The sequence below is a fragment of the Pirellula sp. SH-Sr6A genome (assembly GCF_001610875.1).
In the GTDB taxonomy this organism is placed as follows: Bacteria; Planctomycetota; Planctomycetia; order Pirellulales; family Pirellulaceae; genus JBKCUI01.
Window position 1 is genome coordinate 2,467,078 of record NZ_CP011272.1, and the last position, 11,445, is coordinate 2,478,522.

At 54.9% G+C, this 11,445-nt stretch carries 10 protein-coding genes; 4 read left to right on the top strand and 6 right to left on the bottom strand.

The window, feature by feature from the left end; translation table 11 throughout:
- Positions 1–139: 139 nt before the first annotated feature.
- Together rpsI and rplM are read right to left on the bottom strand one after the other, a co-directional pair.
- Positions 140–553 carry a 30S ribosomal protein S9 gene (gene rpsI / locus VN12_RS09655; protein ID WP_146676623.1) on the bottom strand — a complete coding sequence of 138 codons (414 nt, stop codon included), beginning with the start codon at positions 551–553 and terminating at the stop codon, positions 140–142.
- A 156-nt stretch (positions 554–709) separates the two neighbouring features.
- Positions 710–1,159 carry a 50S ribosomal protein L13 gene (rplM, locus tag VN12_RS09660; protein WP_146676624.1) on the bottom strand — a complete coding sequence of 150 codons (450 nt, stop codon included), beginning with the start codon at positions 1,157–1,159 and terminating at the stop codon, positions 710–712.
- Positions 1,160–1,497: 338 nt separating this feature from the next.
- Between rplM and VN12_RS09665 the strand changes: the two genes are divergently transcribed.
- Genes VN12_RS09665 through VN12_RS09675 form a run of 3 tightly spaced genes read left to right on the top strand, consistent with a single transcriptional unit; the run spans position 1,498 to position 6,282 of the window.
- A complete protein-coding gene (locus VN12_RS09665; protein ID WP_240491384.1) occupies positions 1,498–4,890 on the top strand; it encodes an aminotransferase class I/II-fold pyridoxal phosphate-dependent enzyme in 3,393 nt (1,130 codons plus the stop codon).
- A gap of 7 nt (positions 4,891–4,897) precedes the next feature.
- Complete coding sequence (locus tag VN12_RS09670; RefSeq protein ID WP_146676625.1) at positions 4,898–5,437, top strand: gamma carbonic anhydrase family protein; 540 nt, start codon at positions 4,898–4,900, stop codon at positions 5,435–5,437.
- The gene (locus VN12_RS09675; RefSeq protein ID WP_146676626.1) at positions 5,434–6,282 is read left to right on the top strand and encodes a tRNA (guanine(46)-N(7))-methyltransferase TrmB; all 849 of its coding nucleotides are present in this window, start codon (positions 5,434–5,436) and stop codon (positions 6,280–6,282) included. Before VN12_RS09670 ends, VN12_RS09675 begins: the two co-directional genes overlap by 4 nt.
- A 69-nt stretch (positions 6,283–6,351) precedes the next feature.
- On the opposite strand, the gene VN12_RS09680 is transcribed toward VN12_RS09675, so the two are convergent.
- The 3 genes from VN12_RS09680 to recR form a co-directional block, all read right to left on the bottom strand.
- Positions 6,352–6,750, bottom strand: coding sequence for a carboxypeptidase regulatory-like domain-containing protein (locus tag VN12_RS09680; protein ID WP_146676627.1), 399 nt, complete (start codon positions 6,748–6,750; stop codon positions 6,352–6,354).
- A 47-nt stretch (positions 6,751–6,797) separates the two neighbouring features.
- Positions 6,798–7,778, bottom strand: a complete 981-nt coding sequence (locus VN12_RS09685; RefSeq protein WP_146676628.1) for a DUF1559 domain-containing protein — start codon at positions 7,776–7,778, stop codon at positions 6,798–6,800.
- Positions 7,779–8,139: 361 nt separating this feature from the next.
- The gene (gene recR, locus VN12_RS09690) at positions 8,140–8,739 is read right to left on the bottom strand and encodes a recombination mediator RecR (protein WP_146676629.1); all 600 of its coding nucleotides are present in this window, start codon (positions 8,737–8,739) and stop codon (positions 8,140–8,142) included.
- A gap of 139 nt (positions 8,740–8,878) precedes the next feature.
- Here recR and VN12_RS09695 point away from each other — a divergent pair, with 139 nt between their 5' ends.
- Complete coding sequence (locus tag VN12_RS09695) at positions 8,879–10,696, top strand: ABC-F family ATP-binding cassette domain-containing protein (protein ID WP_146676630.1); 1,818 nt, start codon at positions 8,879–8,881, stop codon at positions 10,694–10,696.
- A 29-nt stretch (positions 10,697–10,725) separates the two neighbouring features.
- Here the strand turns inward: VN12_RS09695 and VN12_RS09700 are convergent, their stop codons facing one another.
- Positions 10,726–11,277 carry a response regulator transcription factor gene (locus VN12_RS09700; protein WP_146676631.1) on the bottom strand — a complete coding sequence of 184 codons (552 nt, stop codon included), beginning with the start codon at positions 11,275–11,277 and terminating at the stop codon, positions 10,726–10,728.
- Positions 11,278–11,445 lie beyond the last annotated feature (168 nt).

The following is an 11,445-nucleotide window of genomic DNA, read 5'->3' on the forward strand; positions in this document are numbered from 1 at the left end:
AAGAATGCCGGGAATCGCTTTTCATTCCGGTTGTGAGTCAACCGATTCCTTTTAATGCGCAAAAACCCGAGGTGTAAACCTCGGGTTTTGCGTGATGAATGTTTCGTAAATCGAATCTTCCCGGATAAGCAAAGATCGATTAACGCTTCGAGAACTGAACGCCTCGGCGAGCCCCTCGAAGGCCGTACTTCTTGCGTTCCTTCATGCGGGAATCGCGAGTGAGGAATCCGTCGTCCCGAAGAGCGTTGAAGTTCTCTTCACTGAGCCCAACCAGTGCACGAGCAAGACCCATGCGGAGAGCTCCAGCTTGACTGATGACACCACCGCCGGATACGCGAGCGACCACGTCGACTTTATCACGGTGCGCTACGTGATCCAAAGTCTCCACGACCAAACGTCGTTCGCCATCGTTGGGGAAATACTCCTCGAAAGGACGATCGTTGACGGTGATCTTTCCTGTCCCCGGGCGAATGCGCACGCGAGCGACCGCCGTTTTGCGTCGACCTGTACCGAGGGAATCTCCGCTTATTTTATCTTTTTTTGCGGTTAACATCCGTTTGTCTTTCGGAATCGCTTGTTGTTGTTACCGTAAACCGATTTCGGCTCTTAGGTCGATTGACGCCAAGGCCACTTCGTAGAGCGTTTTCGCAATCGCTCTCCCTGCCGCGAGCGACAGAATCACACTCTACCGCCCGCAACTCCGCTCCGTCTAGCTCTTCTTCACGAATGGAGCCGGGATTGGCTCTTGAGCTTGGTGAGGGTGATCTGGGCCAGCGTACACCTTCAGTTTCGCCAACATGTGGCGACCAAGGTTGTTCTTAGGCAGCATTCGCTTCACAGCGAACTTGACCAAGTCCGTTGGCTTTCGTTCCAGACGCTCTGCGTAGCTTTCCATCTTTTGGCGGTTGTAGCCGTTGTACCAAGCGTAATGTCGCACGTTGAGCTTGTTGCCCGACATGACGACCTTTTCCGCGTTGACAACAACGACGTATTCACCCGTATCAACGTGCGGCGTGTATTCGGGACGGTGCTTACCCATCAATACGGTGGCGATCTCGCTCGCCAATCGTCCAAGAACACAGTCGGTCGCATCGACGATGTACCACTTTTGCTCAACGGAGTGAGGCTTTGCGACGTAGGTTTTAGGTTGTGCTACCATTTCAAAACTCGGAGGGAAAACGGCCCCTGAACCATGTGGTTCGTCACTAATCCCCTCGAAACGCTGAAAATGCCGGGAATTAAGGTGGGAGAGTATATCGGTCGCGGGAAGGGATCACAAGTGCTTTTGATGGCCGAATTCTCCGGTATTTCGCAGGCTCGCGCGTCCCAGGTGCCGAACTTAGTTCCTGCGGGTTAGGTGTACCGGAGTTCAGATTTCGCAGGTATAACGATCACGCAGGGTTTTATCAAGTTTTCCGATTTTGTCCTTTTGGAGGTTTCTTTACATTCCAGGAGGGCATTTTTGGCAAACATTTTGTGGTTCATAGGGGTCAACACGTGTTGGATTTGAAAGGGCTTTTTGCCCCCCACCCGTTGCCAACTGGCGACATCATCGATGCGCTTCGTTATTGGGCCAACGTTGCGCCCAACAAGGTTGCCTTCTACTACACGGACGGGGAGACCGATAGCGACCAATCTCTCACCTATGCCGAACTCGATCACGCCGCGAGGGCGGTGGCGGTTCGAATTCTCGAGAATCACAAGCCAGGCGAGCGAGGCTTGCTTCTTTACCCTCCCACCATGGAGTTCGTGATCGGGTTTTTCGGGTGCCTTTATGCCGGTTGCGTGGCGGTGCCAGCCTATCCCCCTCGGCGCAGCCGCAAGGGCGCTCGCATCCAAGGCATCGCGCAGGATTGCCGCGCGCAGTTCGCGCTGACGACCAGCGATACGGTCGCCCAAATCTTGAAAGATGAGGGGATGAAGGCAGAGACCGAGTCGATGCGTCTGCTCGGAACCGATTCGGTCGACCGCTCCATTGCGATTCAATACCAAGAACTTCCGGTCGACCCGCGTTCGCTGGCGGTGCTCCAGTACACTTCCGGCTCGACGGGGCAGCCGAAGGGGGTCATGCTCACCCATGATAATTTGCTCAAAAACTGCGAAATGATTGCGCAGTTGTTTCAAAACAACCATGAGAAACGGGGAGTCAGCTGGCTCCCGATGTACCACGACATGGGCTTGGTAGGAGGAGTCCTGTCGCCGGTTTACATGTCGGCAACGATGACTCTGATGAGCCCGATGTCGTTCATGCAGCGACCGATTCGATGGCTCAAAACGATAAGCAAGTACAAAGCCACTACCAGCGGTGGCCCCAATTTTGCCTATCAGCTCTGTATCGATAAGGTCACCGAGGAAGAACTGGACGAGCTAGACCTTTCCAGTTGGGAGGTTGCGTTCAACGGCGCAGAACCCGTCCGCGCCTCGACGTTGGAGATGTTCACTCGCAAGTTCTCGAAATGCGGTTTCTCCCACCGATCGCACTTCCCCTGCTATGGCATGGCGGAAACGACGTTGATCGTAACCGGCGGACCTTTCCAACAGCCGCCTGTTATCCGCGCATTCGATAGTCGAAAGCTCGATGCCAGAATCGTCACTCCAGTGGACTCCAATGCTGCAGAGGCTCGCGGTATGGTGGGGTGTGGTCGTGCGACGGAAAACGAGAAAGTTCTGATCGTCGACTCCGAGACCAAGAAGCCGCTTGGGGATGAGTTGATCGGCGAGATTTGGGTTCAAAGCCCAAGCGTTGGAAAAGGTTATTGGGAGAAGGAGGAGCTGTCCAAAGAGACGTTCCAAGCGATCACATCGGACGGGCAGGGGCCGTTTTTGCGAACAGGAGATTTGGGATTCTGGAGCGAAAACCAACTCTATGTCGCTGGCCGCGTGAAGGACTTGATCATCGTCCGCGGCGTCAACCGCTACCCGCAGGACATTGAGGAAACGGTCGAACAATGTCACGAATCGATATCTTCGTCCGCGGCGGCCGCATTCGCCGATGATTCGGGGCCTCGGGAAAGGTTGATCATCGCGGTCGAAGTCCAGCGTTCTCTCGAAGCGGATTGGGGCCCAGCGGTGCAGTCGATCCGGAGGGCGGTGACCCAGGTCCATGAACTACCGCCGGACGCCGTCGTCCTAGTGCGTCATGGTTCGCTCCCGCGCACGTCGTCGGGCAAGATTCAACGGCACGCTTGCCTCCGCGGATTCCGCGAAAACAGTTTTCGGGTAATTCACCAATGGCTTTCGTGGGAAGAGGAGCTCCCAGGGCAATCGCCGATGATCGCTGCGGCGACCGTCGACGATTTGAAGTCCGGGTTCCAACGCAACACCGGAACCAAGAAGACACGCGATCCTGACCCCGCCGTGGTGGAGTTGGTACGGCGTGCGGTGAAGTCTGTTGCGCAGGAGAGAGCCAAGCTCCTGGACTTGGACACCAACGTCATCGTCGATTTGGGATTGGATAGTCTCGAGCGACTCCAAATCGCGCACACGCTGGAAAACGCGGTGGGAGGACGGTTCCCCGAAGAAGTTCTACAAGAAATCGAAACAGTCCGAGAAATCGCCGAGGCTATCGAGCAGCACTTCGGGAAAGACCGAATTCGAGAGGACTTGGTCGCTTCGGAATCGGACCAGCCCGCGCCACGAGAAGTTGCACCGGAGGACTATCGTTTTGAGCTTATGCCGGAGTACCGGCGACTCAAGCAGATGATGTCGCAGTTTGACATGACAGGCATCCCGAACCCGTACTTCTCGGTGCACGAAGGGTTGACGCGCGACACGACCACCGTGGCAGGGAGGCAGTTGATTAGCTTTGCGAGTTACAACTATCTTGGGATGAGCGGCGACCCGACCGTCACCGAGGCGGTGATCCAATCGGTAAAGAAGTACGGAACGAGTGTATCGGCGTCGCGATTGGTGAGCGGTGAGAAGGATATTCACCGCGTTCTCGAGCAGGAGATTGCTCGCTGGGTCGGGGTGGAGGATTCTGTCGTCTTCGTCGGCGGTCATTCGACCAACGAGACGGTCATCGGGCATCTAACCGGTCCCAATGACTTGATTTTGCACGATGCCCTTTCTCACAACAGCATCGTCCAAGGGGCCATACTATCGGGAAGTCGCCGTAGAGCATTTGCGCATAACAGCTATGAAGCCTTGGATGAGGCGTTGACCGAACTTCGGACTCGCTATCGCCGTGTGTTGGTGATCGTAGAAGGTGTCTACAGCATGGACGGGGATTACCCCGAGCTCCCCGCCTTTATCGAAGTCTGCAAGAAACACAAATGTTGGTTGATGGTAGACGAAGCGCACTCCATCGGAACGATGGGAACTCATGGTCGAGGTATCGCAGAGCACTTCGGCATCGACCCAACCGATGTTGATATCTGGATGGGGACTCTCAGCAAATCATTCGGCTCCTGCGGTGGCTACATCGCCGGAAAGAAAGAGCTAGTTGAGTATCTCAAGTACACCACTCCGGGGTTCGTGTTCAGTGTTGGTCTTTCGCCGGCGAACACCGCGGCTGCGATTGCATCGTTGAAGGTAATCGAGCGAGAACCCAATCGGGTTGACAGGTTGCATGAGGCGTCCGCGTTGTTCTTGAACGAGGCTCGCAAACATGGATTGAACACTGGAAAGAGCGCAAACACGCCGGTCGTCCCTGTCATCACCGGAAACTCCTTGCACGCCCTGCTACTGTCGCGTCGCATGAACGAGTCCGGTGTGAATGTGCAGCCGATTTTGTACCCCGCAGTAGAAGAATCCGCTGCACGACTGCGGTTCTTTATCAACTCGACGCACACAAACCAACAGATTCTTTATGCGGTCGACAAATGCGCAGAGCATTTCAAAGCGATTGCGCCCGAGCATTTCCGTGCCCCGCATGCCGTAGAAACCTGAGCGCCGCATGACCGTACCCTTGAATCGTACGATCTTTCGACCGGAGTTGATTGCGTCCGACGCATTTGTAGCCCCCAACGCAACCTTGCTCGGGGAAGTGTTGGTGGGGAATGAAGCGTGCATCTTGTTTGGCGCGGTACTGCGTGGCGATTGCGAACCTATTTCCATCGGCGCCCAGACCAACATTCAAGATCATTGCTGCCTCCATGCCGATCCTGGCTTTCCGTGTGTTGTCGGGAAGCGCGTTACAGTAGGACATGGGGCAATCGTACACGGTGCAACAGTAGAAGACGAATGCTTGATCGGCATTCGAGCGGTACTACTGAACGGGTCGGTGATCGGAACTGGGTCTATCATTGCCGCAGGCGCGCTCATTCCGGAGGGGAAGGTCATTCCCCCGCACTCCCTGGTCATGGGGATGCCGGGGAAGGTGGTTCGCCAGGTGGGGCCCGACGACCGGGTCTTGATCGAGCGAGGTTGGCAGCACTACGTCGAAACATCCCATGCTTATAGAGCATCCCTTGCTTCTGGAAAAACAAGTCGATGAACCGACGTCGTGACCAAAGTTCTAAGCCTGTCGAATTGCAACCGGGCGATCAAGAGCTTGAGATGGGTGTTCCCATTCCAGGCATCATCCAACCGAAAGAGCGTTGGACGCAAACCGGAATCAAGAAGTTGCCTGAAGCGGGACCACTGGCCTTGGGTTCGATCTTTGGACGCGAAGCACCCGTTGCCGTGGATATCGGCTGTGGCAATGGTCGTTTTGCAATCGGTTCGGCGTTAGCAAGGCCGGGTTGGGATCATCTCGCCATTGACTTGCTTCCAACGGTGATTCGGTATGCGACGCGCCGGGGCAATCAACGAGGTTTGAGCAATGTCCGGTTTCTGGTCTGCGATGGATGGCGATTTTTAGAGAATTACCTCAGGCCTGAATCCGTCGACGAATTTCATATCTATCATCCGCAGCCGTATTCCGATCCCGATCAAGCGGAGCGTCGACTGCTTTCCCCAGCCTTCTTCATGCTATTGATCGAGCGATTGAAGCCAGATGGCAAGCTCTTTTTGCAAACAGACCGCCGTCCTTATTGGGACTACATGGTTGACTGCGCGAGTCAATTGATGGATTGGCAAGAAATGCCCAGCGGATGGGGTGATGAGCCCTTCATCCGTTCCCGGCGGGAGATGATTTCTGCCGATCAGCAGTTGCCTGTGTTCCGAGGCTTTGGAACTCGCCGGAAAACGCTTTCGCACGAACAGGTCGCTGCCATCGCGAGCGGGCTACCTTTACCCAACTTCATGGTGCATCCGTCGGAAGATCCGTCCGCGACACCTTCGCGGCGCCGTTCCCGGTTTCGACCGAAGCGTGGGAAGCCCCGAACAGGTCCCCGATAACAACAACGACCTAGTTGGTGTCCCAACCAGGTCGTTTCAGTTTAGGAGTTCCTCGAAGAGATCACTCGGTCATTTGATTTCAACCGGAATATCGTTGGAACCTTCTTTGACATCGACTTTGATGTCGGAGCTCGACTCGCTCCAATACTTGTCCGGGACGGCTTTGTCCATGTGCATCGGAAGAGGCGCTGCGGTGGCATCCTCAGGTGCAATCGACTTCGGAGCGAAATAGACCGTGTACTGACCTACCGGGATGGGATCGGAAAGCTGATAGTTTCCTTGATCGTCTAGGTCTCCGCTAGCGCCATGTCCGGTCTCCAAGCTGACAAACATAACAGCCGCTTTGTTGTAAGGCTTCCCTTTGACCGTAGCGGTTCCTTTGACGGTTCCGACAGGGTTGGGGTTCGAACATCCAACGGCACTCATCCCAAAACAAAACAAAGCTATCCAAGTAAATAGGCGGTTCATATCGTACTTTCAATCGAATGTGAAATGGTGAAGCTTCCAGGTGCAGTCTATTGTTCAATCGATGTGACTTCACCATCGAGTCGGCAGCAAAGACGTTTGAGCGTGAGAAAGTCGATGGAGTTGGGGATAAAGTGCACGGAACCGTCCGCCAATCCAACTTCGATACCTCCGGTGTGCATGGAGTTGATGACCGTGTTATTTCGATACATGGCTTCGGTTGCACCTGTTTGAACAATATTGGAGTTTGGCGCAAAGCGGACGCAGGTCGTACCGGTTTGCCAGAGATCTCCGCAGCCCTGATTGATGCGACGAGGGTGGCGGGATCCGAACCATCCGCCGTAGTAGTTCGAGGTTCGGTTCACGCGATTAACGAGCCCCGATTGGTCGGAGACGAAGATGACGTTTGATGTTCCGTCGGTGATGCTCGACATTTTGGTCGTACCGTTTGGAAATAGGACTCCATTCTCACAAGACCAACCGTGTCCACAATCGAAGGTTCCTACGTTGGGGTCACCTCCTGGAACAGGGCGCGCAGCACCTTGGATACCTACGTAGCTGATATTCATGGCTCGCCCGTCGTTATTGGACACGGGAGCGATATGGAAAGGCTCGAAGGCCGTCGACGGACAGCGATATGTTGGGACGAGCAGATTGATAAGTACTTCATTGCCCGAATAGGCATTAGCACCTGCCGCTCCACCCGACATGAAGTTGGAAGTGAAGGTGAACGAGAGTTGGTTGTACACATTGCCTTGCTCGATGAATGGCAACAGCAAGGCTCGCCAATTGGAACCGTTAGCCGGCCATGCCTCTCGCAAATTGAAGGATCCATAGGGGAATGAGCGGTGCGTGTCGTGGTAATTGTGCATCGCCAAACCGATTTGTTTGACGTTGTTCGAACAACTCATACGGCGAGCCGCTTCCCGCGCGGCCTGGACAGCAGGCAACAGCAGTCCAACCAAGATCCCGATGATGGCGATGACAACCAACAGCTCAACGAGCGTAAAGCCTCTACGTTTGACGACCATGACATAACCTCGCGGTAGGAAGAATAAATGAAGCAGTCAGGCAGAATGGTGATGCTTGCCGTCGAATGGGGCTTCGTCGGCGTCTGGATCCCATTTGGTAGGAGAGTTCGGTCGATCGTAGCGTCTTGTTGCGGGAAGCACAACAAAAAGTTCAACCATGAATCAACGACGATTCACCCTGTCCAATGGAACTGCTATACAGAGATCACGACTAAGCCTTTGCGCTAATCATAGGGGCGTTTCGCAAGCCTTAGAAACTTTCAAAAAATCTGAATCGCCAAGTGAAAACTCGAGGTTGCATTGCAAATAGATTCACCGAAGCTAGCAGATCGGACATTGCAATTATCAAGCGCCTGCGATGTCACAGTTTTTGGCGTCCATTGAGGGCATCGGCGAGAATTTCTTTGTTGGTGAACTCGAGTACACTCCCCGTCGTGACACCCCGAGCGAGTCGAGTCAGTCGGACGGGGTACTCAGCGAGCTGATTGGAGATAAACAGGGCCGTACCGTCTCCTTCCACATTGGGATTGGTCGCCATGATGACTTCGGTGTAATTACCTGTTCGGACGCGATCGACCAGGGCTTCGATCGTCAAGTGATCCGGGCCGATGCCATCGAGGGGCGCGATCCGCCCCAGAAGAACGTGATAATGGCCTTGGAAGACCCCGGACTGTTCCAGTGCAATCAAGTCTCTCGGCTGCTCAACGATACAGAGAATGGACGCATCGCGACGAGTGTCGGTACAGATGGTGCACAAGTCTCCTTCAGCGAGATTGAAACAGACGGAGCAGTAGCGAACGTTTTCTCGGACACTCCGGATCGCATCGGAGAGTGCGAACGCTTCCGACTCGTGCACTCGCAGCAGGTGGTAGGCGAGACGTTCCGCTGTTTTCCGACCGATTCCGGGCAATTTGCTCAGTTGATCAATCAATTCCGTGACCGACTGCGAAATCTCCGTCATAGCCTCGTATCCTGCTCTCGTGTGCCTACCTTCCCAAGAGCTCCTTGGTCCTTCCGAGGAGCGATGTTAACATACCAAACGAGAGTGAAACCGCGAGCCGAACCCGTTTTGAACCGCTTCCAGAAAGCACCCCAAATCGATGAGTGTGTTGTTGCAAATCCGTCAAGCGTCAAAGCGTTATGGTGATCAAATCCTGCTTGATAACGCCGAGTGCACCATCACGAGCGACACCAAGGTGGGTTTTGTCGGTCGAAACGGAGCGGGAAAATCAACGTTGCTCCGGTGCCTGCTAGGCGACGAGGAATTGGATTCTGGGCAGATCGTCAAGCACCCGAAATTGCGGATCGGATATCTCCGCCAGCACGATCCTTTTCTCCCCGGCGAGACCTCGCTGCAGTTTTTGATGCGGGACAGCGGTCAACCCGATTGGAAGTGTGGCGAAGTCGCCGGCCAATTCGAGCTTAAAGGGCGATATCTCGAAGGGCCGGTGGGCGAGTTGTCTGGGGGTTGGCAGACCCGGGTCAAGCTGGCCGCTCTTTTGCTGCACGAACCGAATTTGCTTTTGCTAGACGAGCCGACGAACTTCCTCGATTTGCGTACCCAGATTCTGCTAGAGCACTTTCTGAAGGACTTTCGAGAGGCTTGTTTGATCGTCTCGCACGACCGAGCCTTCCTCGGGGCGACTTGCGACTCGACGCTCGACCTGTCTCTCGGAAAGCTCACGATGTACCCTGGCAAGATCGAGGAGTTTCTCGTCTATCAGCAAGAGAGGATCGAGCACGATCAACGTGTCAACGCGGCGACAGAGAGCAAGCGGAAGCAGCTTCAGGAGTTTGTCGACAAGAATCGCGCGAGGGCCAGCACTGCAACTCGGGCAAAGTCGAAGAGCAAGATGCTCGATAAGCTGGAGTTCATTGAGATCCAGTCCGAGCAGGCCAAGGCGGTGATCCGCGCCCCGCAAGTCGAACCCAGGCGAGGTCCTGCCGTTCGGTGTATCGGGCTGAGTATCGGCTACGAAGGGAAGGCGGTGGCGAAGGACATCAACATAGAGATCGAGCATGGATCGCGTTCCGCGATTGTAGGGGACAACGGCCAAGGAAAAACGACCTTGCTGCGCACCATCGTTCGCTCTCTCGAACCGGTAGCGGGGGACGTACGATGGGGGCACGGTTGCAATATTGGTACCTATGCGCAGCACGTCTACACGAGTCTACCGGAGAAAAAAACGGTCCTGGAATACCTGGAATATGAGGCCATTCCCGGGACAAAAGCCCAGACGATTTTGGACACAGCCGGCGCCATGCTTTTCCGCGGCGAAGCGGTGAATAAAAAAGTATCCGTTCTCAGCGGAGGAGAGCGAGCCCGGCTCTGCATGGCCGCCATTCTACTGGGAAATTACAACATACTCGTCCTCGACGAGCCCGGTAACCACTTGGACGTCGAGACAGTCGACGCCCTGGCGAATGCACTGTTGGAATTCAAAGGAACGGTGATTTTCACGTCGCACGATCGCCACTTTATGAACCGTGTCGCCACGAGCATTATCGAGGTGAAAGACGGGACTGTGGTGAACTATCACGGCAATTACGAATCCTATCTCTACATGGTCAATCAGGAAATCGACGATGCCGAGTTCGCCAGAACGGGTCGTCGCAGTGCGACCAGTGTACCGGCGAAATCGAAGGAGTCCGACAAGGAGCGAAGTCAGAACAAAAAGAAGCACCCTAGCGATGGCGTATCCAACGACCAGAGGCTTATACGGAAAGAGATCGCCAACTTAGAGAAGTCGATTTTGAAGCTGGATGGGCAGCGAAAAACGCTGCACGAGCAGTTGATGAAAGCGACCGACCCCATGGAGGCGATGAGGCTTCACGAGGAGCTGGAAAAAGTGAGTACCGAGCTGGAGACGGCCGAAATGCGTTGGGCGGAGTTGCAGGAGCAAGTCGAAGCCGATTAGCCCAATCTTCAAACGGCCACATCCTCGTGTTATGGTGCCCGCTTTCGAAGTTTACGCTGCAGGGATCGGCGATGGATCCCGAGGCGTCGGGCTGCTTCCGAAATGTTTTGATCGCAATCAGCGAGGACACGATGGATGTGTTCCCATTCGGCTTGAGCCAGAGTCGGGACCGGGATTTCTTCGTTCGATTCCGTGACCTCCACCTCCGAACCTCCTCGCTTGAAAGCGCTGAGAATATCGTCGGCGTCAGCGGGTTTAGGAAGGAAGTTTGCGGCCCCGAGCTTGATCGCATCGATCGCGGTGGCAATGCTTCCGAACCCCGAAAGGATGAGGACTTGGACCTCAGGCTTGATCGCTTTGAGGTCCGCGATGACCGTCAAGCCTGTTCGACCGGGCATACGCAGATCGACGACGGCCAAATCGGTGGGATTGCGACGAAATACCTCGACTCCTTCCTCGCAGTTTCCCGCCACTTCGACCCGGAAGCCACGTTCTTGGAACGCTTCTGCCAAACGGTCACGAAGGACGTAGCTGTCGTCGACGAGCAAGATGCTCTGGGAAGAATTCTCTTTGCTATCCATCAAGTTTTTCCTGCAGAACGCAGCGTGTTTCCTTCAACGAGGCCAATCAGTTCAGCCCCAATCCTAGCACAAAAAACAGGTTCCATTCCGGCTGCTTTGGTGTCTTTTGAAGGGTTAACGGGATCCAACACCCTGGATCTTGGAAAAGGTGCCGCCAGAGGGTATGCG

Coding starts and splice junctions, on each gene's coding strand:
- rpsI (WP_146676623.1), bottom strand. CDS start 553: ATGTTAACCGCAAAAAAAGATAAAATAAGCGGAGATTCCCTCGGTACA.
- rplM (WP_146676624.1), bottom strand. CDS start 1,159: ATGGTAGCACAACCTAAAACCTACGTCGCAAAGCCTCACTCCGTTGAG.
- VN12_RS09670 (WP_146676625.1), top strand. CDS start 4,898: ATGACCGTACCCTTGAATCGTACGATCTTTCGACCGGAGTTGATTGCG.
- VN12_RS09675 (WP_146676626.1), top strand. CDS start 5,434: ATGAACCGACGTCGTGACCAAAGTTCTAAGCCTGTCGAATTGCAACCG.
- VN12_RS09680 (WP_146676627.1), bottom strand. CDS start 6,750: ATGAACCGCCTATTTACTTGGATAGCTTTGTTTTGTTTTGGGATGAGT.
- VN12_RS09685 (WP_146676628.1), bottom strand. CDS start 7,778: ATGGTCGTCAAACGTAGAGGCTTTACGCTCGTTGAGCTGTTGGTTGTC.
- recR (WP_146676629.1), bottom strand. CDS start 8,739: ATGACGGAGATTTCGCAGTCGGTCACGGAATTGATTGATCAACTGAGC.
- VN12_RS09695 (WP_146676630.1), top strand. CDS start 8,879: ATGAGTGTGTTGTTGCAAATCCGTCAAGCGTCAAAGCGTTATGGTGAT.
- VN12_RS09700 (WP_146676631.1), bottom strand. CDS start 11,277: ATGGATAGCAAAGAGAATTCTTCCCAGAGCATCTTGCTCGTCGACGAC.